Genomic DNA, 23014 nt, shown 5'->3' on the forward strand with positions numbered 1-23014 from the left:
TCACTCTTTCTATCGATGGTTAACTGCTTTCATAACACGCGCAATGTCTCGGTCTTGCTCACGACGTTTAATCGACTCACGTTTATCGTAGTCATGTTTTCCTTTAGCAAGTCCTAAAAGAAGCTTGGCATAGCCGTCTTTGATGTAGACTTTAAGTGGAACCAGAGTCATCCCTGTCCCTTTGGTTTCTTGCTCCAATTTCTGGATTTGTTTTTTATGAAGGAGAAGTTTACGACGACGTTCTGGCTCCTGGTTCCAGATGTTGCCCTCCTCATAAGGAGCGATATGGACATTGCTCAGCCAAACTTCCCCATTCTTAACCTGAGCAAACCCATCTTTCAGATTGATGCGGGCTGCTCGAACACTTTTGATTTCTGTACCAGTGAGGACCATTCCTGCTTCAATGGTATCAACAATTGTATAATCGTGGCTTGCTTTCTTATTTTGTGCGACGACCTTTCCCTCGCCCTTTGCCATGCTTAGCTCCTTTCTTTGCTACTTCCTTATAAAAAGGTTTCTTGCTCTTTTTCTTCTTGTCTTTTGATGAATGCTTGCGCTTATCACTTGAGCGACCAGCTTTTCTCTTGTCTTCTTTCTTATCCGAACGACTACCTCTATCCTTGCGGCCAGAGTCTTTCAAACCTTTCTCAATCACATCAAATTCGCTTGGAATAAAGGAGAAATCAATCTCCCCTGTCATCTTATCGGCTCTTTCGACACGAATGCGTATCTGTTGTCCCACACGGAAGGTTGTCCCTGATTTCTCCCCACGAAGAGTCAAATCACGTTCGTTAAAATGATAGAACTCAGGTAAATTAGTAATGTGAATCAAGCCTTCGACTGTATTTGGCAATTCAACAAAAAGACCAAACTTGACGATACTTGAAACGACTGCATCATACTCTTCACCCACAAACTCTTCCATGTATTCAGCTTTTTTCATGGCTTCAACTTCACGCTCTGCCTCAATAGCTCTGCGCTCACGATTTGAAGACTGGGTCGCAATCTCAGGAATTACTTGTTCAAAATGCTCCGCTACTTCCTTAGAACGTCCATAGTCACGAATCATACGATGAACAAGGAGGTCCGGATAACGGCGAATCGGACTGGTAAAGTGAGTGTAATAGTCCGCAGCTAGTCCATAATGACCGTGATTATGCTCAGAATAACGAGCCTGTTGCATAGAACGCAGAAGCATCATAGAGAGAACATCCGCATAAGGCTCACCTTCAACAGCACGCATGATGTCTTGAAGAGCTTCCTGACTAATCTCACTAGCAGTCCCATAAATTCTCAAGCCAAAACTTGAAGCATAATCAATAAATTTCTGAACTTTCTCAGCTTTAGGCTCCTCGTGAATTCGATAAATAAAAGGAAGTTCCAACTTGCTAAAATGCTCAGCAACTGTTTCATTGGCAATCAGCATAAAGGACTCAATCATACGTTCTGCAGTACCGCGATGACGAAGAACAATATCTACTGGTTTCCCTTGCTTGTCAACCAAGATTTTAGCTTCATTGGTATCAAAATTAAGAGCTCCACGCTTAATCCGCATACCTTCAAGAATTTCATGGAGCTTGGCCATGAGTTCGATGCTAGGAACAATTTTCTTATACTCTTGTCTCTTCTCTTCATCACCTTCTAGGATATCATTCACATCACTATAAGTCATACGGAAACTTGTCTTGATAACTGTCTGCGTAATGGTGTAATTACGAACCCGACCATTTTTGTCAATCTCCATAATAGCAGATTGAGTCAAGCGGTCCACTTGAGGATTAAGAGAACAGATGCCATTTGAAAGGCGTTCTGGTAGCATTGGAACTACTCGGTCTGTCACATAGACAGAGGTCGCTCGATTGAGGGCTTCCTTGTCAAGGGCAGAACCCTCTGTTACATAGTATGAAACATCCGCGATATGAACTCCTAGTTCAAAATTTCCATTCTTCAAGTGCTTGATGTGAACTGCGTCGTCCAAGTCCTTAGCATCTGCTCCATCTATGGTAAATGTAATTTCATCTCTCAGGTCCAGACGGCCTTCCATGTCTTTTTGGGATGGAGCATCAGGTACACTTTCTGCTTCTTTAATAACAGCCTCTGGAAATTCTGAGACAATGTCCATTGATTCCAAGACCTCAAGAACGTCAATTCCTGCATCCGTTGAATGTCCCACAACATCTAAAACACTCGCCACAAAGAAGTCGTGTTTCTTACTTGGGTATTTATCGATAAAGACCTTGAGAACTTCTGTCCCTTCTAGTTTGAGAGATGGCTTTTTCACATAAATCGGTTGACTAATCTTTTGATTTTTAGAACGGATATAACCCGCATACTTTGGTTTCTCTTCATCAAGAATAATTTGCCCAACAACTGTTGTTAAACTGTGCTCTAGGATGTCGATAATCTTTGCTTCTGCAGCAGTTCCTTTGTTACGGTCAGCAACTTTCTTGATGACAACTTCAACAGTATCACCATCAATGGCATAATTAACATCACTTTTTCCAACAAAAAGATCGTCTTCTTCGCCTTCAAGACTTACAAAACCGAACCCATTTTTATGGGCATGGAAAATTCCTTTTAGGGTAATCTCATGTTTTTTCTTCTGTTCTAGGGTTAAACTACCATCTTCTTCAAAGCGAATCTGGTGCTTACGTTCCATCAAGGAAAGAGTTTTGATTAACTCACGGAAGTCCTTTGAACCATCCTTCCCGAGAGCACTGGCCAAGTCATTAACTGTGACACTCCCCTTCTCTTGTAAATATTCTTTTATTTTATCTTTCATGTTTACTTTCTAGATTTATAATATTTTCTTTTTGGTGTAAAACCTTATTTCTTTTAAAAATAAAAATAGGCAAAGACCTAGTCCCGCCCATTATTTTCTTATCTACTTGATAATACCGTCAATGCTAAGGCAATGGCTAGCCAGAAAAAGACTAAAATTCCTGTCAAACGTTGCATCACAGCTTCAAAACCGCGCGCTTTGCTACGTTCAAACAAATCACCTGCACTGGCATCAAATACATTGCTAGATTGGTTTTTAGTTGGTTGCATGAAAATTGCAATCACAATCACAACAGATAATACTAATAGAATGGTTAATAATAGGTTATACATATCAAACTCCTTAAAATCCCTATTATTCTACCATAATTTCTACTTAGATTCAAGATGTAGAGTCACTTTTCTTTCTTTAGGGCAATACTTTAAGACCTCAATCTTGTCTGGATGGGTTTTGGAGTTCTTACTGGTTAGATAATTGATGCTGCCACAAGAGGAGCATTTGAGATTGATTTTTACTCGCACTAGATTTCCTTCACTTTTAATAATGTTCTAAATTGGATAAGGTTAAATAAACAACTGAGAGCTACACAAAGAGCTGTTGCATAAAATACTGAGTGATAGCCAAATTGTCCCGCTACTGCTGATCCTGCTAAGGGACCTATCACCCCTCCTAGATAAAAGAAGACTTGATTAAAGGCAAATACCCTTGAAATGCCAACTTTAGGAGTCATTTTGCTTAGGAGAGCATTGACACCAGGTATTAGAGCTCCTGTCCCAAGACCAAATAGAAAACGATAGAAGCCTAATTGGAATGGGCTCGTCGCATTTGCACATAATAGATATATGAAAACTGAATATCCCTGAGCTACGACAAGAAGTCGATGATTACCCACTTTATCACCTAATTTACCCATGATACCTGCACTCATCATACTTGAAAATCCCATGCTGGATACAATCAAGCCAGAGACAAAGAGAAGATTCTCTTTCTGTCCAAGGTCTCGTACATACAGGGCAAGGATGGGACCAATAGATTGGGCAGCAAATTGAATCACAAAGCTAGTTAGAAATAGATTTATCAAGAGAACAGGATATTTAACAGAAGTAAAGAGCTCTTTTGTAGGGAGTGCTTTTTCTTTTGGCACTGGTTGAAAGTTTTCTTTGATAAAAAGAATGGTTAAGATAGCTGCCAAGAACAGGAAACTACCAACCAATAAAAAGACATTTCGAATTCCAAAAATTTCGGCAATGAAACCACCGACAAAGGGACCAGTCAAAGTTCCGGCGACAACACCAGTTGATAAAGTCCCTAGAGCGTATCCTGACCTATCTTTGGGAACTTGACTTGCAATTAAAGCTGTCGCATTGGGTACAAATCCTGTAAAAACTCCATTAAGAAACCGTAAGAACAAGAGCCAGACAACATTTGGAACAAATGCCAGACCTCCCATAGTAATGGTCATGGCTAGCCCAGCACGAATCATCATGGTTTTTCGACCATACTTGTCTGCTAAGATACCCCAAATTGGTGATACAAAGGCTGCAGAAATAGCAGAAACTGATATAGCTAAACCTGAATAAAAGGCAACTTGATCTCCTTCAATTCCTAACTGTTCGACAAAAATAGGCATGAAAGGAACAACGAGAGAAATGCTGGCTCCTGTTAAAAAGCAACCAAACCAAGCAATACGAAGATTATCCTTCCAACTAATCTCTTGCATGGGCATCGCCTCCTTCAAGTAAGGTCACTACTTGACTCAAAAGCCGCGTTCGACTGCCATTATTGTCTAATATATAAGTAGCAAATTTTTTCTTTTCTTCTAAAGGCCACTGTGAAGCTAAACGAGTTTCAGCTGACTCTTTGGATAACTGATCACGGTTCATTAAGCGATCCAGCTGGGTATCTAGCCTTACATAAACTAGCCAAGTTTCATCGAACCATGAAGCATAGTCCTGTTCAAAAAGCAATGGAATATCCATAAAAAATAGTTCTTCTGTTTCACTGAACTTGTCTCTCAAAGCCCTCAATTCGTCACGGATGATTTTTCCTTGAGTTTCTTTAGACCATTCTCTTTCCTCAGAGTTAGAAAAGATAAGACTGGCAAGTAATGGTCGATTCAGTTCCCCATCTTCTAGAAGGACTTTTTCACCGAAATGCTCTACTAAAATCTGATAAAGGCGACCACCAGGTTTTTGAAGTTGGTGAACAAGAGCATCCGCATCTACCACTTCAAACCCTTTTTGTCTTAGAAAATTTGTGACGGTGGACTTCCCGGATGCAATACCACCAGTGATTCCAATAATTTTTCCCATCACTTTCTCCTTTGACATTTTGGGCAAAAATGGGTTCCACGACCACCGAGTTGAATTTTTTCGATAATGGATCCACAACGTGAACAAGCTTGTCCAGCTTTATCATAGACTTGATGAAAGTCTTGCATGGTCCCATCTTCGCCAAATGCATTGGTATAGGTGCGAATGGTTGAACCGCCTTTCTCAACAGCCTGCCCCAAAACTTCAATGGTTTGATCATGGACTTTTCTAGCCTCTTGGGCGCTTAAACTTTTAGAAGCTCTAGAAGGATGAACTTTCGCTTTCCAGAGAACTTCATCCACGTAGATATTTCCCAATCCAGCAACCAAAGTCTGGTCGAGAAGATGTGATTTGATAGGCTTTTTAGATTTCTTCAAGGCACCTATAAAAATCTCTAAGTCAAAATCCTCTTCAGTAGGTTCTGGTCCAAGCTTTTTAGATACAAAGTAAGCATCTAAGAGTTCAGGCGCCAAGAGTTCCATAGTACCAAACTTGCGAACATCATCATAAACAAGCGTGCCACCGTCTTCAAACTGGATAAAAATATGAGCATGCTTACGTTCAGGGACTTGACCTGGATAATAAAAATACTTGCCTTCCATCCGTAGATGCGAAATCAAGACCTTGTCTGTTAGATAGAAAAGTAAATACTTGCCACGGCGCCCCATCGATTGAATCTCTTGACCTGGCACTTCCTTTCGAAACTCGTCCAAATCCGTCTTAATCATCTTGGGATAGCGAATTTCTACACTCGAAATCTTCTTACCCAGAATCAGTTTTTCAAGACCTCGTCGAACCGTTTCGACTTCAGGTAATTCAGGCATAACTCCTCCTTCTCTAAAAACAAGAAGCAGGCTACTGCCCACCTCTTCTTAGTATTCTTTTTCGTTATAGCCAAAGTCAGCCAAATCTAGCTTCTTATCTCGCCAGTTTTTCTTAACCTTGACCCAAGTTTCTAGGAAGACCTTGTCTCCTAGCATGAGCTCTATATCACGACGGGCCATAGTCCCAATTTTTTTGAGCATGACACCACCTTTACCGATGACAATCCCTTTTTGGCTGTCACGTTCAACCATAATGGTTGCTCTAATGTGAACCTTATCAGTATCTTCATCTCTTTTCATTGAGTCAACCACTACTGCAACTGAGTGTGGAATCTCTTCACGAGTTAAGTGTAAGACTTTTTCACGAATCATCTCAGAAACCAAAAATCGCTCTGGATGGTCTGTGATTTGATCGGCTGGGAAATATTGGAAACCTTCTTCAAGATTTTCACTGAGAATATCGACTAAACGTGAGACATTATTCCCCTGAAGGGCTGAAATAGGGACAATTTCCTTGAAATCCATCTGATTACGGAAATCATCAATTTGAGACAATAGTTGGTCAGGATGAACCTTATCAATCTTATTGACCACCAAAATCACTGGAACCTTAGCAGCCTTAAGACGCTCGATAATCATGTCATCGCCCTTACCACGCGCCTCATCTGCAGGCACCATAAATAGAACTGTATCCACTTCACGAAGGGTGCTATAGGCAGACTCTACCATGAAATCTCCGAGTGCTGTCTTAGGTTTATGAATGCCTGGTGTATCGATAAAGACGATTTGCTCCTTATCAGTGGTGTAAATCCCCATGATTTTATTGCGCGTTGTCTGCGCCTTATCACTCATGATGGCAATCTTTTGCCCCATGACGTGATTCAAAAAAGTTGACTTCCCAACATTGGGACGTCCTAGAATGGCTACAAAGCCTGATTTAAATGTCATAATTTCCTCTTACTGTTTAAAATAATAAATCCCAAATCCGTGGGAGAAAGATAAGCGCACCTGTCAAAGCGGCAAAAAGTGAGACTACAAGCACGGCGCCAGCTGCCATGTCCTTAGCTTTCTTTGCCAACATAGAAAAGTGATAGTGACTAGCCAAATCTACTACATTTTCAATAGCTGAATTAATAATCTCAAAAGCTACTACCATGAAAATGCTCATAAGTAGAAATAACCATTCGATTCGCGACACCTGAAAAACAAAACCTGCAAGGATGACGACAAGAGCCGTCACTGCATGTTTTCGCATATTGCGTTCTTCCTTGATAGCAGTAAAAATCCCTGTGATGGCAAATTCTAAACTGGCTATCAGGTCACGATTTTTCCATTTTCGTTTATTGTCTTGTGAGTCCATAGGCTGTCAAAATTTCTTCTTGTAAACCGAACATCTCCGCTTCTTCTTCCGGAGTGTAGTGATCATAGCCGTTGATATGTAAAAAGCCGTGTACTGCCAAGAAACCCATCTCACGCTCAAAGCTGTGGCCATATTCCTCGGCCTGCTCATGAGCCTTATCGATAGAGATGAACAATTCCCCAATATAGGCATCAAACTCAGACATCATCTCTGCCAATTCCGGATTTTCAAGCAAATCTTCCTCGTCAAAGGCAATTTCCAACTCTGGCTTATATTCAAGGCTAATGACATCTGTCGGACGGTCGGTGTCACGGTACTCAAGATTAAGTTCATGACTACGCTCATTGGTCACAAAGGTAACTGCCATTTCCTTGTCTTCTTTTCCTAATTTTTGGGCTGCAAATTCCAAAATTTCTTGGGTTTGTTGCAACATTTCTTTTGAAACTTGACCCGTTTCATCTACCATTTCAATATACATGTATTTCTCGATTCTCTTTACTTGGCTTTATTATATCACATTTCTATGATTTTATTCTACCTTTTTGATATAATACTATGGAATACATTCACGAGGAGAGAACCATGTCATTTGATGGATTTTTTTTACACCACATGGTTGAGGAATTGCGAACTGAACTACTCAATGGTCGCATCCAAAAGATAAATCAACCCTTTGACCAAGAACTGGTCTTGCAAATCCGTAGCAATCGTAAAAGTCATCGTTTGCTCCTGTCTGCCCATCCAGTTTTTGGACGCATCCAGTTAACAGAGTCCACCTTTGAAAACCCTGCTCAGCCATCTACTTTTATTATGGTATTGAGAAAGTACCTTCAAGGAGCAGTTATCGAGTCAATCGAGCAAATTGAAAATGATCGTATCGTGGAAATCACGGTTTCCAATAAAAACGAGATTGGGGACCATATCCAAGCCACGCTTATTATTGAGATTATGGGCAAACACAGCAATATTCTCCTTGTAGATAAGTCTAGTCACAAAATTCTTGAAGTTATCAAGCATATCGGTTTCTCTCAAAATAGCTATCGTACCTTATTACCAGGTGCTACTTATATCGCTCCTCCAAGTACGGAGGCTCTCAATCCTTTTACCATCAAGGATGAAAAATTGTTTGAGATTCTACAAACTCAAGAATTGACAGCTAAAAACCTTCAAACCCTCTTTCAAGGTTTAGGTCGTGATACAGCAAACGAATTGGAAAAATTATTAACGAATGATAAACTAGCCACTTTCCGAAGCTTTTTTAATCAAGAAACCAATCCTTGCTTAACAGACAAATCCTTCTCTTGTGTGCCATTTTCCAATAAATTAGACGATCAGTTTTCAAGCCTTTCTCAATTACTTGATGTCTATTACAAGGATAAGGCCGAGCGTGACCGCGTCAAGCAACAGGCAAGTGAACTCATTCGCCGAGTTGAAAATGAGCTACAAAAAAATCGTCAAAAACTTAAAAAACAAGAAAAAGAACTCCTTGCTACTGAAAATGCAGAGGAATTTCGTCAAAAAGGTGAATTGCTAACGACTTTTCTTCATCAAGTTCCCAATGACCAAGATCAGGTCATTTTGGACAATTACTACACCAATCAACCTATCACGATTGCACTTGATAAAGCTTTAACACCAAACCAAAATGCTCAAAAATACTTTAAACGATATCAGAAGTTAAAAGAAGCTGTTAAATACTTGACTGAACTAATCGAAGAAACCAAGGCTACTATTCGTTACCTAGAAAGTGTAGAGACAGTTCTCAATCAAGCCGGACTCGATGAAATTGCTGAAATTCGTGAGGAATTGATTCAAACAGGATTTATCCGCAGAAGACAAAGGGAAAAAATCCAGAAACGACAGAAACCTGAAAAATATCTTGCAAGCGACGGAAAAACCATTATCCTAGTTGGTCGTAACAACCTTCAAAACGACGAGTTAACCTTTAAAATGGCTCGTAAGGAAGAGCTCTGGTTCCACGCTAAGGACATCCCTGGAAGTCACGTTGTTATCACTGCCAATCTCAATCCTACTGACGAAGTTAAGACAGATGCGGCAGAGCTAGCTGCCTACTTTTCAAAAGGCCGTCTCTCCAACCTCGTTCAGGTAGATATGATTGAGGTCAAAAAACTCAATAAGCCCACAGGTGGTAAACCAGGATTTGTGACTTATACTGGACAAAAGACTCTCCGTGTCACACCTGACCCTGAGAAAATTCAATCCATGAAAGTAAAATAAAGACTTTTAACCTGAAGGCTGTCAACATTTTAGATTTTTTAAAAAAAGGAGGTAAGCTCAATGCTACGGCATATCAAGTCTATTTTAACCATTATATTCGGAGCTGCCATCTATGCCTTCGGACTCACGTATTTCGTTGTGCCCCACCACTTATTCGAGGGGGGAGCAACTGGGATCACCTTGATTACGTATTATCTCTTTAACATTCCCATCTCTTTGATGAACCTGTTGATTAATATCCCGCTCTTTATTCTAGCCTGGAAAATATTTGGTTCAAAGACTCTGTACACAAGTTTGCTCGGAACCATTTCCTTATCCATTTGGTTAGCAATCTTTGAAAAGATTCCTCTCCACTTTAATCTTGAAGGAGATTTGGTTATCGTTGCCTTGGTTGCGGGGGTTCTTTTGGGACTTGGTTTAGGTGTTATCTTCAATGCTGGTGGTACCACTGGTGGAACAGATATCGTCGCTCGAATTCTCAACAAGTACACCAATATCTCCGTTGGAAAATTACTCTTTACACTAGACTTCCTTATCCTAATGCTCATTTTAATTATCTTCCAAGATCTTCGTCTCGTAACCTATACACTTTTATTTGACTTCATCGTCTCTAGAGTTATCGACTTGATTGGTGAAGGTGGATATGCTGGTAAAGGATTTATGATCATCACCCAAAAGCCTATGGAGTTAGCTGATAAAATCAATGAAGAGCTCGGTAGAGGTGTCACCTTCATATCTGGACAAGGTTACTACAGTCAAAAAGATTTGAAAATTATCTACTGTATCGTAGCAAGAAATGAAATGATTAAGATGAAAGAACTGATTCATACGATCGATCCTAGAGCCTTTATTACCATCACTGAAGCTCACGAAATTCTAGGAGAAGGCTTCACCTTTGTAAAAGAAGAAAATTCCTAAGACATAGACAACAAAAATAGTAACTTCGAATTTGAAGTTACTATTTTTTGATGATAAAAACGGAAGAATTAAATCTTCCGTTTCACAAATCATTATTTTTCAGCTGTTAATGCTGCCATAGTGATGTAGTTGTATGGTTTATTGAAGTGTGGCAAGAAGAATAGGTCTGTCAAGGCCAATTTTTCAATTGTAACGTGTTCTTGGATAGCAAGTGAGAACATGTGAATTCCCATAGCGATTCCAGGATCACGTGATACCATTTGAGCACCAAGAATTTCACGGCTATCTTTGTCGAAGACAATCTTGATAGCTACTTCATGGTTGTCATGTTTCATAAATTCTGGTTTTTGAAGATCGTTGAAGCCAGTTTCAGTTGCATTGTAGCCTGCAGCTTTTGCTTTTTCAAGAGTCAAACCAGTTGAAACCATGTGAAGACCGTAGATAGAGATACCGTTTGATCCTTGAACACCGATTCCTTCAAGTTCATGTCCACAAGCGTTGTAAGCACCTACGATACCAGTACGAACTGCGTTTGATGCAAGGGCGATGTAGCTAGTGTCTTTACGAGCGTTATCATAAACAGTCGCACAGTCACCCACAGCGAATACACCTGGGATAGATGTTTCTTGTTTTTTGTTAACAAGGAAAGCACCGTTGCGGAAGAGTTCAATCTTACCATCAGCAAGAGCTGTGTTAGGACGGAAACCAACTGCAAGGATAACCATATCAACGTCAAAGCTTTCTTTGTCAGTGATCAAGCGTTCAACTTTACCATCACCTTCGATAGCTTTAACAGTTTGACCAAGTGCCAAACGGATGTTGTGGTCTTCCAAGTTTTTAGCCATCAATTGTGTGAAGTCTTTGTCGTAGTATCCGTTCAAGACTGTATCTACGATATCAACAAGAACAACTTCTTTTCCAAGACGTTCGAATGCTTCAGCAAGCTCAACACCGATGTATCCACCACCAACAACAGCGATACGGTTAAGATTTTGGCTCTTATCTGCAAGTTTGTTGATAACTTCTTCAGCGTTTTGATACAATTTAACGAATTGTACATTTTCAAGAGTAGCTTTGAACTCACGGTTACCTTTGACAATTTCAACACCTTCAATTGGTGGCAAGATTGGTGTAGAACCAGTTGCAAAGATCAATTTGTCATAAGACTCTTTGTGTTCTTTTCCTTCAACTTCTGCAGTAACAACTTTGTTATCGTAGTCGATTGAAAGTACAGGTGAGTTCATGTAAATTTTCGCACCTTTAGCTTCAAGCGTTTCTTTATCAGAGTAGAACAAGCCTTCAGGACCGTCGATTTGCTCACCGATCCAAAGAGCCATTCCACATCCAAGGAATGAAATATTTGAGTTTTGGTCAAATACAACGATTTCGTTTTCGTTTCCAAAGTTGTCCAACATAGTGTTGATACATGCAGTTCCAGCGTGGTTAGCACCCACGACTACGATTTTACTCATTAGATAATTCCTACCTTTTAATTTTTATTTACCCCTCTAGTATATCATTATCTGTGAGCGTTTACAAGCTTTTTACTTATTTTTCCTTATTTTCGAAAAGATTGAAAACATATATCAACTTATTTTCAGCGTTTTCAAATTTTATTTTAAGGGAATTTAGTTTTTTTGAGCATATTTCTTGACTTTTTGTAAAAAATGATTTGTGAAAACGCTGACTTTATGATATTCTATTTACATGGGAATAAAATATAAATCTTTACATCACTTTCATGATAGGATTTACAACTATTTCCAATTGACTTGAAAGGAGTTGGTTTTTTGCCTCTTAGTTCATCTTCTCAACGACTAATGGGAACTACGATTACCATTTCCTTAGTACATGATCAGGCTGATAGTCTGCTCAGGCAAGCTTTTGATTTGCTTAGGGAGCTTGAATTTCGCTTCAATGCCAACAGTTCTGAATCGGAATTGATGGAAATCAACCATCGAGCTGGAATTGCTCCAGTCAAGGTTCATCCTGATTTATTTGAACTGATTTCCTTAGGTTTAGACCATAGTCTAGCACCTGGAAGTCATCTCAATATTAGTATCGGCCCCTTGGTTCAAACCTGGCGTATTGGTTTTTCCGATGCAAAGGTTGCAAGCCCTGAAGAAATTGCTTCAGCCTTACCACTAATAGACCCTCGCTTGATCAAACTCGATTCAGTTAATTCTACTGTTTTTTTAGAAAAAAAAGGGATGAAAATTGACTTAGGTTGTTTAGCAAAGGGCTATAGCGCAGATAAGGTTGCAACTTTTCTAAAAGAAAAGGGTGTCACTTCTGCTCTTATCAATCTTGGAGGAAACATCCTCACAATTGGGACCAACCAATCAAAAGATGGACGTCCGTGGCAAATCGGCATTCAAGATCCAAATAATCCACGCGGTAATCACCTGATGACCTTGTCTATTACTGGAAAATCAGTTGTTACATCTGGTATTTATGAACGGCATCTTGAAATCAATGGCAAGGATTATCATCACATTCTCGATAGTGAAACAGGCTATCCTATTGAAACGGATTTAGCTAGTTTGACCATTATATCAAATCGATCTGTCGACGGCGAGATATGGACTACACGATTGTTTGGCCAACGTAGCGCATCAATCATGTGGCAAGTCGAAAATATTGATGGTATCGAAGCCATCCTCATTGACAAAGATGGACGCATCGCTTGTTCATCTGGTATCCAACGGTAATTAATTAATAATGCAAAAGAGAAAGGAAAGCCCATGCTTAAACTTATTGCTATTGTAGGAACCAACTCTAAACGTTCCACAAACCGCCAACTGCTACAATATATGCAAAAACACTTTGCTGATAAAGCAGAAATCGAATTGGTCGAAATTAAAGATCTTCCAGTTTTCAACAAACCAGCCGACAAACAAATCCCGGCTGAGGCTATAGAAATCGTAGCTAAAATCGAAGCAGCTGATGGTGTTATTATCGGTACTCCAGAATACGACCACTCAATTCCAGCAGTACTTATGAGCGCCCTTGCTTGGATTTCTTACGGAGTGTTCCCACTTTTGAATAAACCAGTCATGATTACTGGTGCTTCATATGGTACTCTTGGTTCTTCACGTGCTCAATTGCAACTTCGTCAAATTTTGAATGCGCCAGAGATTAAAGCGACAGTTCTACCTGACGAATTCTTGCTTTCTCATTCTCTTCAAGCATTTGATAAGAATGGTGACTTGGTAGATCTTGATGTCATTAATAAATTGGATGCCATCTTTGATGACTTCCGTATCTTTGTCAAGATTACTGAGAAATTGCGTAGCGCGCAAGAATTGCTTCGCAAAGATGCAGAAGAATTTGACTGGGAAAATTTGTAAGATAGGAGATCGAAAGAATGAAATTTGTTGGACTTGTTGGATCAAACTATGACCAATCATATAACCGCAAACTCTTGGAATTCATCCGTCGTAATTTCAAACTTAAATTTGAATTAGAAGTTCTTGAAATTGATGAAGTTCCAATGTTTAACCAAGACGAAAAATGGGACGAAAGTTTCCAATTGCGCCTTCTTTACAATAAAATTACTCGTGCTGATGGTGTGATTATTGCTACTCCTGAGCACAACCATACAATTTCTGCTTCACTCAAGTCAGTTCTTGAATGGCTTTCATATGAAGTGCATCCATTTGAAAACAAACCAGTGATGATCGTGGGGGCTTCTTACTACGACCAAGGAACTTCTCGTGCTCAAGTTCACCTTCGTAAAATCCTTGATGCACCAGGGGTGAATGCCTACACATTACCAGGTAATGAATTCCTTCTTGGAAAAGCTAAAGAAGCTTTTGATGCTAACGGAAATATTATCAACGAAGGAACTGTTAAATTCCTTGAAACTTGTTTAGATAACTTTGTCAAATACGTGGGAGTCGTTTCTAAATTGAAAAAACCAAAACCAATTGAACCAGAAGACTTGGATTGTGGAAAACCAATCGCTACAACTATTACAGAAGTTGATCCTGACGATCCAAACTGGGTAGAAAAAGTCGCTGAAATCACAGGAGCTGTATCTGGTGATACATACGTTAAACTTGACCATGGTATCCTTACAGTTAACCAAATCGATATGTTCTTGAAAGCTATGCCTTTTGAGTTGACATACGCTGACGATAACAACCAATTCCTCTACTACAACAATGCTCATCAAGATCCAGAAACAATGTTTGCGAAACGTGTACCACCTCAATCTGGTAGCCGTATGTCAACAGTTCACGGTTCTCTTCCACCAGCACGTATGAAAAACGTTGAGTGGGTTATCGGAACTCTTAGAAACGGTAACCAAGAATACGTACGTACAATTGTTCCTGGTTCTCCTGCCGGTGTTATCAATACTCACAACTACCAAGCAATGTACTATCCTGATGGTTCATATGCTGGTATCAATGAAATTGTCTTTAACTTCCAACCATGGCTTGACTGGTACTTGAAAGAAACTGGTCAACGTTTGGTAGGAGGAAGCGGTCCGTTTGCTCCTGCTGGAGGCCACGGTGACGCAGATGCTACTTCTGGTGCTTCTGACTCAGCTGACGGAGGCCATGGAGATGCGGATGCTACTTCTGGTGCAAGTAACTAATAACTAACAAAAAGGAACCCAAAATGGTTCCTTTTTTTATAATAGAAATCTCGGTTCGCACACACAAACCGAGAATTTTTTTATTTATGAATTTGGATCGTCAAGACTACGACCATGCAAGCCTTTTTCACGTTGTACCTGACGAAGTTTCTCAGGAGTCACATCATTTCCATCTTCATCTACGATTTTGATTCCTTCAATGTGATGACGAACTGAACGACGATAGCCTTCGATATATTCCTCACGAAGTTTAGCCTGTTCTACTTTTTCTTCTGCAGTCAAGCCTTCAGTTTTTTTCTTTTTCGCAAGCTCATTAATACGAGCGATTTTTTCTGGTGTCATATTTGAACCTCCAATCTACTTTTTAATTTCTATTTTGTATTAAGAAGATTAAAAGCAGCGACTGTTTTTGCTTTATTCACAAGTTCAGTTAGAATAGCTAGGCGATTATTCTTAACATCAACATCCTCTGCCATAACCATTGTATTATCAAAGAAAGCATCAATAACTGGACTAAGAGCAAATAATTGCTCTAATTTATCACTAGCTGAACCTTTCAATTCTAAGCTTTCTACAGCTTGAGCTAGTGCTTTTTCTTGTTCATTTTCAAAGAGGCTAGTATCAACTTTGACTGAGCCTTCTGCTTTTTCCGCTAGGTTGAAGGCACGAGATAATGATTCAACTGATGATTTGTAGTTTTCAGTTTTTGCAGCTTCAGTTAAGGCTTCTGCTGCTTCAATCATATCTGCAACAACAAAGTTTGAACTTGCAAGAACAGCTTCCTTAATATCTTTTGCAGTAGAACCCATCATCTTATCAACACGAGCTTTGATAAAGTTAAGCACTTCTTCTTGATTATCGTAAGTTAGGCTATCAAATGATAAAGCATAAAGGCTAGCAATCAATTCGTCCATTGGAATATTCCATCCAAAGTCTTCCAAGATACGGACAATCCCTTGTGTTGCACGACGAAGAGCATAAGGGTCATTTGAACCAGATGGAATCAAGCCAACAGAGAAGAAGGACAAAAGAGTATCCAATTTATCAGCTAGTGCAAGGATTGCTCCGACTTTAGATTCAGGAAGAGCACCGTCTGCTGAATCAGGAAGATAGTGCTCACGAATAGCTTGTGCCACTGCTGCGTTCTCACCAGCGAGAAGAGCATATTTCTCTCCCATGATCCCTTGAAGCTCATCAAATTCACCAACCATACCGGTTAAGAGGTCAAATTTATAAATGGCTGCAGCACGAGCAAGATAAATAGTTTCATCAACTGATAAACCTGCTTTTTCTGCCAAAAGGATAGCAATTTTTCCAGTACGAATCATGTGTTCACGTAATGAACCAATCTTTTCATGGAAGGTTACATGTGATAATTTAGCTACAAGATCTTCAATCTTCAATTTTTGGTCTTCACGCCAGAAAAATTCACCATCTTCAAGACGCGCAACTAAGACTTTCTCATTTCCTCGGATAACATTATCCAAATACTCTGCATTTCCGTTACGGACAGAAATAAAGTTTGGTTTTAGATTTCCATCAAGGTCACGAACTACAAAGTAGCGTTGATGAGTCTCCATTGAAGTGACCAAAACTTCTTCTGGAACCTCTAGGTACTTAGGATCAAAATTCCCCATGAAGGCAGTTGGGTATTCAACCAAATTCAGAACTTCATTCAAGAGTCCTTCATCAATTTGTACCTGAACACCTTCTTCAGCTTCAATAGCCTTAATTTGCTCACGAATCATATTTTCGCGTTCAGTGCTATCAGCAATAACATAAACTTTGCGCAGGTCTTCTTCATAGCTGTCAGCATGCTGAATTTCTACTTCGTGACCAAGGAAACGATGTCCACGGCTAACTCTTCCTGAATGAATATCTAAGAAATCCATATCGAGTGCCACATCATCCAAAAGAACTGTCAACGTATGGACTGGACGGATATATTCAAAGGTATTGTTTGCCCAGTGCATACTTACTGGGAAGCTTAAGCTAGCCAATACTTCTGGAATTCCAGCCAAAACTTCCTCAGCTGGTTTTCCAGCTTCATGCTTAGTTACGTAGACATATTCTTCACCTTTGATTTCACGGAATTCGATATCATCTACAGTCAAGCCTTTACCACGGACAAACCCTTGCGCTGCTTTAGAAAAGTTTCCTTCTGCATCCAAAGCAATTTTTTTAGAAGGTCCTTTAAAATCTTCAGTCAAATCCGTTTGTTGGTCTGCCAAGCCAAGTACGCGAACAGCCAAACGACGTGGAGTTGAAAAAGTTTGAATTCCTTCGTATGAAAGGCGGTTATTATCCAAAAAGGCTGCCATTTTTTCACCTAGTTGTTTTTCACTTGGTGTGACAACGTAGGCTGGTAACTCTTCGAGTCCTAGTTCTACTAATAAATTTTTTGCCATGTTTTTTCCTTTACAAAATTTCTTCTTTTTGATAGGCACCTTAGATACTGGGGACGTTGCTAACTAACTTTGTGAGGCTGTATGAAAATCTGATGCCTCCTTGACATAGATTTCCAACAGTCTCATCAAAGTGGATTTAGCTAACTAATTTTTGAACCTAAAGTTTCAAAAATCCCCATATAGCAGTACGGCGGTGCCTATCTCTATAGCAAGTCTTCGACTTGCCTCTGGGTGCCATACGGGCTCACTTTGTTCGCCCTTTTTCTATTCTTGTAACTGTTTTTATTCTTCCTCTTCTGCTAAGAGTTTTGCACGTGTTGCTTCATCAAGAAGTGGGTATCCGAGTTTCTTGCGTTCTGCCACGAATGTTTTAGCTACGACACGGGCCAAGTTACGGATACGAGCGATATAACCTGCACGTTCTGTAACGGATACTGCTCCACGAGCATCAAGCAAGTTGAAGGTGTGTGAACATTTCAAAACGTAGTCATAGGCAGGGTGAACAAGACCCAATTCCAAGGCACGTCCTGCTTCTTTTTCAAATTTCTCAAAGTTTTCAAGAAGCATATCTTGATCAGAAACTTCAAAGCTGTATTTTGAATGCTCGTATTCTGGTTGAAGGAAGATTTCTCCGTATTTAACACCTGGAGCCCACTCAATATCATAAACTGAGTCTACTTCTTGGATGTAAGAAGCCAAACGTTCCAATCCGTAAGTAACCTCAGCAGTAACAGGACCAGTTGCCAAGCCACCGACTTGTTGGAAGTAAGTGAATTGAGTAATTTCCATACCGTCAAGCCAAACTTCCCATCCAAGACCAGCTGAACCAGTTGATGGATTTTCCCAGTTATCTTCAACGAAACGAATATCGTGTTCCAAAGGATTGATACCCAATTTTTCCAATGACTCTAGGTAGAGCTCTTGAATGTTTGATGGTGATGGTTTCATCACCACTTGGAATTGATGGTGTTGGTAAAGACGGTTTGGATTTTCCCCGTAACGACCGTCTGCTGGACGACGTGATGGCTCTACATAAGCTGCATTCCATGGCTCAGGACCAATGGCACGAAGGAAAGTGTAAGGGCTCATGGTTCCCGCACCTTTTTCATTATCATAAGCCTGCATCAGCATACAACCCTGATCATTCCAGTATTGTTGCAAAGTAAGGATGATTTCCTGGAAAGTCAATTTTTTAGACATTGTTTACTCCTTTAATTTATATTATCTTCTTAGATTTATTTATCAAGCAACCAAGAAAAGGCTGGGTCCTGAAAAATATGACGTTTAGGAACAGTTTGTAAATTCTGATCGCATTCATCTATTGTACCTAATTTCAAAGCACAGACTTCTGGTATATTTTCTTGAACAGTGAAAATTTGACTATGACAGTTCTGGCAGTAATAACGCTGTTTTCCTGGAGAAGAACTATAGGAAACAAGCTTTTCTTTTCCATGCAATACTAGCTTTTCACTGCTAACTTTAGCATTAACTGTATAGGCAGACGCAGTTGCTTTCCGACAAAATGAGCAATGACAAAAAACTAATTCCGATAATTCCTCATCTAGAGTGTAGGTCACTGCTTTACATAAACAAGATCCTTTAAGCATTATGCTCCTTTCTACTTAGGCATTAGACGAATTCAAAAAGAACCGAATTTCAACACCCAAGCCTTGCGACTAGGGGCGTCAGAAACGCGGTTCCACCCTAATTTATTACTTCATTATTTTTTAAAATTTACCAAAAGCGCCACACTCATCTCTCAACCACCTGACTCTCACTATCTCAGGCTCGCTTGGGATTTACTGATAAGATATTCTTTCTTGTCGTCTATTATATCAAAAAGGAATAAAAAAGTAAAATTATTTTATCATCACCCTTGTATTTTTCTCAGTATTAATTCTTACTGATCTTTCCAATTCTTTAGAATATTATCAATAGCATTCACTGATCGTATTCCTGAAACTAAAAGTACAAACTTCAATGACACATTTCTATAAGAAGAGCTGATAAAAATACACAATGATAATTTATTGACGATATGATCTTCTACTTTCTAGAAGCATTTCTAAATACTTCTTCGTTATTATGGAAAAATTTCTCTTTCTTGCGACTGAAAAATTACTTACAGAATAGACTACAATCGGATATCCATCTTTTGCGATAGTTTTTTTCAATAAGAAAATTTTTTCATACCTTGTACCTAGATGATCCCCCCCTCTTCTTGAACGATTTCAAATCTATCTATCCAGTTTTCGTCATATGTCGATTTTGACTGAAGGACTAGTCCTTCTGTGTCTATTCACATATTAAAGCAATAGCAAAGCCTTTTAGAATCAAGCTGACTTCACTGTTTTATCGTCAACCTTCAAGTCAGATTCTCACTAAGTCTTAACTAAATCATTTCAAAAAATGAGAGAATCTCCTAGTTCAACTATTAATCATTATCAAAACTAAACCTTCCAAAAGAAGTTCTGTTCACTCACTAGGACCTTAGAGACTTGAATATCTTGGCATGCAATCTCAATTAACATACTTGATAAAGTAATTGTAGCTTGTATCATATTGTTTTTCTCGGCGATAAGTCTAATCTCATGCACAGTGTGAGACATGAGATTTTCAAAAGGAATATCTTTCATATTGAAATTTCTTGTGCCAGTCTCACTTTTCCAACATGTCCAACCAGCGTCCGTCTCATAGTTTACCTTAAAGCAACGGTAGAAAACAATCTCCCAGCAATACTGATCCGATTGTCCATTTTCAACTTCAATATAGAGTCTACATTCATCTCCAAAAAATGAAGCTCTAAAGTCTAATGCATAGGCGTCCCAGTAGTTCGTACCCTCAATCTCTTCCTGTAGTTTTAAAATGTCCACTAGTCCCTCCCCTTCAATTTTTTTAATTAAAATCTAATAAAAAATGTATACATCTATAGAATAAACGAGAAACACTTGCTAAATCATTACATTTCTAGTTTGTTCATCATGTAATGTTACTGTCCTTTTATAGTCTTTTGAAAAAATTCTAGGTAAATGATTTCTAAAATGCTTTAGATTTTCTAATTGAGTTTTGACATAGAATTGACATCGATGGAGCCCCTCGTCATTATCTGCTACTTCCATATCCACTTCAATATTTAACTCTTCTCTTACATTAATAGGTGCAAAAGTGAAAACAAAATAACCACTTCCACCAACCCTATCATCTCCAAAAATGATCTTTCTTGCTAGATTAGGATTTTCTATATAATCATCCATGTCCAGTAATACCTTCGTCATCTCATCCTCAAAGAGATAGCACACTTGGTAAATTGTTAGAAACTTTGTTTTACAAGTAAGCCTAACTTCGCAAAACTTTTCCGATTCATCCAACCACTCACTTCGTAGTACTATATTATCCAATTTCTTCCCTCCTCTACACAATGACATATAACACATCACTCTATATTATAAAATTTAACAATAAAAATATGACCATAGATAGGTTATTCAGCCTTTAGCATTTAAACAAATGGTTTCCATGATAGTTTAATAAGTCAGATTTTATTTACGGCTGTATTCAAAATGATGACATTTCAAAAATCTACAAAATCAGTTTATTTTTTTTACACCTTAGAGTTATATGAAATAATAAAAATCGGAGTTTCAATAATTTGAATGGTTCATTGGATTTAAAAAATTCTTAGAAAATCCTTCTTCAGATACTTTTTACAACTACATTTTTACCTTCCTCAAGTGCGAATCTAAAACAAGTTAACATGACTTCAAATAAATCACTGCCTGAACTAGTTATAAAATATTGAGATAAATTTGTGATATGGGAAGCAATTTGATTTCCCCAAGGAGGAGTGACTGACAAATCTTCAAAATCCCATATGATGTCGTGAGGTGGAAATTTTTTCAACTCTTCTTGAATAGATAACAACTCTGCTATTCCACTCTCAATATCTTCCAAAGGAATATCGCCAAAATAAAGTTTATTCATGATAACGGGATACTTACTTCCCCAGTCATTATTCTCTAACTGAACATAAATAGTCGAAAAGAATGAATTAAAAAAGCTCCCTTCTCCTACTGTCCACCAATTATAACCTACCATTAAGCCTACAGACATAAAATCCACCTCCAAATTATTCTTAAATATTACTTCTACATCAACAGATGTCCTATCATTGTTAATAAAATCATCTGTCTACTGAAGATTAGCAAATGCTATCCCCTTTTTTCTATCTATTATGCACTATCTCTAGCAACTTGTCTTTCCAATCTTTATGGTCGAGATCAAACTTTTATACATCTATGCTTTAATTGTCAATATCCTATTCAATCTTTAATTTCCTTTGATTTCCTAGGAGAGCATGTTTACAGATAAATAAGATTGTTGATTACTTTAGTCGTGTCTGACTAATTTATCTCTTAAACTTCCTCTAATAATCTTAACTGTAACCAATGGCATCGTACTAGTAATTTTAACGATTAGATGGAATTTTTACTCGGATTTTAAAACTATCTGATATTCCTTTAAATCCCAGAAAGAAATATTGGCGAACATCAGTAAAAATAATAGAAACGACTATCAGTCTATCTTCCTATCTATCATTACTGAGCATAATCCCTACTTTTTTAATCCAATAGATTCTTTAAAATATACTAGCCGTCTATTCTTTTTAGTAGAAACTCTATAAAATCGCTAGCATAGTATTCTCCATCTCTAAAAACTGCTAACTCATCGGTCAAACTTTCCTGTTTTTGAAAATAAAACATGCCATCTTCTCCTTCACAGATGACTAATTGTTCAGAATTACTAAACCCTTCTTCTCGGTTCAGTTCATTTATGTATACGATATCCCTGCCTACAACACTATCAAAATCTAATCCATAGATACTGAATATTTCTTCTCCATAAATTTCTCCACCCATATAGTTTTTAAGCCACCATTTATAGCTTTCAGGAAAAATAAAATGTAATCTTTCCTCAGCTTTTGTAATCCATTCATCAGAAAGCCCCTCTCCAAATGGTCCGAAGTCCACACCATCAGTAGAAGCAATCTTCTTTTTTAATTCATCAATCATAATCCACCTTTATTTATTTAAATTTTTTGAACTATTAGCATTTGTCCAACCTGTCTAGCAATCATCTAGTCCTTATATATGCTTGTATTTATATCATATCAAACAATTAGTATTAATCTAGCAGATATACATTGAATGTTTTTCTTTTTCCATCAACTATGTATCTTTCAGCATCTTCTTTCCACCATGAAACTGTATCAGATAATATTTCTAAAAAAGTATTTTTAGAGTTTTCATCCTTGATAAAAAGATATTTTGAATTATTTATAAAAATATTAATCCTCTCTGGATGTATATAATTAGAACGCTGGAGTCTATCAGATAATGCATCCCAATTACCATCTTGGAGATCATCAATATTAAAACTTTTGGCTAATATCTCTATCGCATCTCTTTCACTTTGTACTTTTTTTCCATCAATATTTAGATTGAAATCATTAGAGCACTTAACCATTAAATAGTTTTTCTCTAACTTTGTTATTCTTCTATAAATATTCACT

General features: G+C 38.4%; 25 protein-coding genes. 5 read left to right on the forward strand and 20 right to left on the reverse strand.

The features are described from left to right. Positions 1–9: 9 nt before the first annotated feature. The 10 genes from smpB to ybeY form a co-directional block, all read right to left on the reverse strand. Complete coding sequence (smpB, locus tag QM469_RS03075) at positions 10–477, reverse strand: SsrA-binding protein SmpB (RefSeq protein ID WP_153224728.1); 468 nt, start codon at positions 475–477, stop codon at positions 10–12. Then, complete coding sequence (rnr, locus tag QM469_RS03080) at positions 440–2782, reverse strand: ribonuclease R (RefSeq protein ID WP_248034185.1); 2343 nt, start codon at positions 2780–2782, stop codon at positions 440–442. The genes smpB and rnr overlap by 38 nt, the downstream gene beginning before the upstream one ends. A gap of 98 nt (positions 2783–2880) precedes the next feature. Continuing rightward, positions 2881–3114 carry a preprotein translocase subunit SecG gene (secG, locus tag QM469_RS03085; RefSeq protein ID WP_000282514.1) on the reverse strand — a complete coding sequence of 78 codons (234 nt, stop codon included), beginning with the start codon at positions 3112–3114 and terminating at the stop codon, positions 2881–2883. A 39-nt stretch (positions 3115–3153) separates the two neighbouring features. Further along, on the reverse strand, positions 3154–3303 hold the full coding sequence (gene rpmG, locus QM469_RS03090) for a 50S ribosomal protein L33 (RefSeq protein ID WP_001809104.1): 150 nt from the start codon (positions 3301–3303) through the stop codon (positions 3154–3156). Next, positions 3303–4502, reverse strand: coding sequence for a multidrug efflux MFS transporter (locus QM469_RS03095; protein ID WP_311522351.1), 1200 nt, complete (start codon positions 4500–4502; stop codon positions 3303–3305). The genes rpmG and QM469_RS03095 overlap by 1 nt, the downstream gene beginning before the upstream one ends. Beyond that, a complete protein-coding gene (coaE, locus tag QM469_RS03100; protein ID WP_311522352.1) occupies positions 4489–5094 on the reverse strand; it encodes a dephospho-CoA kinase in 606 nt (201 codons plus the stop codon). The genes QM469_RS03095 and coaE overlap by 14 nt, the downstream gene beginning before the upstream one ends. Then, positions 5094–5918 carry a DNA-formamidopyrimidine glycosylase gene (gene mutM, locus QM469_RS03105; protein ID WP_414276074.1) on the reverse strand — a complete coding sequence of 275 codons (825 nt, stop codon included), beginning with the start codon at positions 5916–5918 and terminating at the stop codon, positions 5094–5096. Before mutM ends, coaE begins: the two co-directional genes overlap by 1 nt. Before the next feature lie 48 nt (positions 5919–5966). Beyond that, entirely contained in the window at positions 5967–6866 is a 900-nt protein-coding gene (gene era / locus QM469_RS03110; RefSeq protein ID WP_414276075.1) for a GTPase Era, read from the reverse strand. A gap of 16 nt (positions 6867–6882) precedes the next feature. Beyond that, entirely contained in the window at positions 6883–7278 is a 396-nt protein-coding gene (locus QM469_RS03115; protein WP_414276076.1) for a diacylglycerol kinase family protein, read from the reverse strand. Continuing rightward, complete coding sequence (gene ybeY, locus QM469_RS03120) at positions 7259–7756, reverse strand: rRNA maturation RNase YbeY (protein WP_000275156.1); 498 nt, start codon at positions 7754–7756, stop codon at positions 7259–7261. Before ybeY ends, QM469_RS03115 begins: the two co-directional genes overlap by 20 nt. A 104-nt stretch (positions 7757–7860) precedes the next feature. Between ybeY and QM469_RS03125 the strand changes: the two genes are divergently transcribed. After that, positions 7861–9516 (forward strand): NFACT family protein, encoded by a 1656-nt coding sequence (locus tag QM469_RS03125; RefSeq protein ID WP_414276077.1) that lies wholly within the window; start codon positions 7861–7863, stop codon positions 9514–9516. A 60-nt stretch (positions 9517–9576) separates the two neighbouring features. Next, positions 9577–10434, forward strand: coding sequence for a YitT family protein (locus QM469_RS03130; RefSeq protein WP_414276078.1), 858 nt, complete (start codon positions 9577–9579; stop codon positions 10432–10434). A 92-nt stretch (positions 10435–10526) separates the two neighbouring features. Here QM469_RS03130 and nox read toward each other — a convergent pair whose 3' ends face one another. Beyond that, positions 10527–11906 carry a H2O-forming NADH oxidase gene (gene nox / locus QM469_RS03135; RefSeq protein WP_414276079.1) on the reverse strand — a complete coding sequence of 460 codons (1380 nt, stop codon included), beginning with the start codon at positions 11904–11906 and terminating at the stop codon, positions 10527–10529. A 318-nt stretch (positions 11907–12224) separates the two neighbouring features. Between nox and QM469_RS03140 the strand changes: the two genes are divergently transcribed. Genes QM469_RS03140 through QM469_RS03150 form a run of 3 tightly spaced genes read left to right on the forward strand, consistent with a single transcriptional unit; the run spans position 12225 to position 15037 of the window. Then, positions 12225–13145 (forward strand): FAD:protein FMN transferase, encoded by a 921-nt coding sequence (locus QM469_RS03140; RefSeq protein ID WP_414276081.1) that lies wholly within the window; start codon positions 12225–12227, stop codon positions 13143–13145. A gap of 33 nt (positions 13146–13178) precedes the next feature. Next, positions 13179–13784: an NADPH-dependent FMN reductase gene (locus QM469_RS03145; protein ID WP_371607673.1), complete on the forward strand. Its 606-nt coding sequence runs from the start codon at positions 13179–13181 to the stop codon at positions 13782–13784. 17 nt (positions 13785–13801) lie between these two features. Next, complete coding sequence (locus QM469_RS03150) at positions 13802–15037, forward strand: NAD(P)H-dependent oxidoreductase (protein WP_414276082.1); 1236 nt, start codon at positions 13802–13804, stop codon at positions 15035–15037. An 84-nt stretch (positions 15038–15121) separates the two neighbouring features. Here the strand turns inward: QM469_RS03150 and QM469_RS03155 are convergent, their stop codons facing one another. The 9 genes from QM469_RS03155 to QM469_RS03195 all read right to left on the reverse strand — a co-directional run bounded on the left by QM469_RS03155 (position 15122) and on the right by QM469_RS03195 (position 23013). Beyond that, complete coding sequence (locus QM469_RS03155) at positions 15122–15379, reverse strand: DUF896 family protein (RefSeq protein WP_000187071.1); 258 nt, start codon at positions 15377–15379, stop codon at positions 15122–15124. Positions 15380–15408: 29 nt separating this feature from the next. Next, on the reverse strand, positions 15409–17445 hold the full coding sequence (gene glyS / locus QM469_RS03160) for a glycine--tRNA ligase subunit beta (RefSeq protein ID WP_414276083.1): 2037 nt from the start codon (positions 17443–17445) through the stop codon (positions 15409–15411). Positions 17446–17727: 282 nt separating this feature from the next. Then, complete coding sequence (glyQ, locus tag QM469_RS03165) at positions 17728–18645, reverse strand: glycine--tRNA ligase subunit alpha (protein ID WP_000038760.1); 918 nt, start codon at positions 18643–18645, stop codon at positions 17728–17730. Positions 18646–18680: 35 nt separating this feature from the next. Next, a complete protein-coding gene (locus QM469_RS03170) occupies positions 18681–19052 on the reverse strand; it encodes a GFA family protein (protein ID WP_000912012.1) in 372 nt (123 codons plus the stop codon). Positions 19053–19895: 843 nt separating this feature from the next. After that, positions 19896–20318 (reverse strand): hypothetical protein, encoded by a 423-nt coding sequence (locus tag QM469_RS03175; protein ID WP_311522364.1) that lies wholly within the window; start codon positions 20316–20318, stop codon positions 19896–19898. A gap of 78 nt (positions 20319–20396) precedes the next feature. Beyond that, a complete protein-coding gene (locus QM469_RS03180; protein ID WP_311522365.1) occupies positions 20397–20843 on the reverse strand; it encodes a hypothetical protein in 447 nt (148 codons plus the stop codon). Between the two features lie 295 nt (positions 20844–21138). Further along, positions 21139–21555, reverse strand: a complete 417-nt coding sequence (locus QM469_RS03185) for an immunity 70 family protein (RefSeq protein ID WP_311522366.1) — start codon at positions 21553–21555, stop codon at positions 21139–21141. Positions 21556–22091: 536 nt separating this feature from the next. After that, on the reverse strand, positions 22092–22514 hold the full coding sequence (locus QM469_RS03190) for an SMI1/KNR4 family protein (RefSeq protein WP_311522367.1): 423 nt from the start codon (positions 22512–22514) through the stop codon (positions 22092–22094). Between the two features lie 112 nt (positions 22515–22626). Then, the gene (locus QM469_RS03195; protein WP_414276084.1) at positions 22627–23013 is read right to left on the reverse strand and encodes a barstar family protein; all 387 of its coding nucleotides are present in this window, start codon (positions 23011–23013) and stop codon (positions 22627–22629) included. Position 23014: the final 1 nt, after the last annotated feature.

Source organism: Streptococcus infantis, assembly GCF_047464215.1.
GTDB lineage: Bacteria > Bacillota > Bacilli > Lactobacillales > Streptococcaceae > Streptococcus > Streptococcus infantis_P.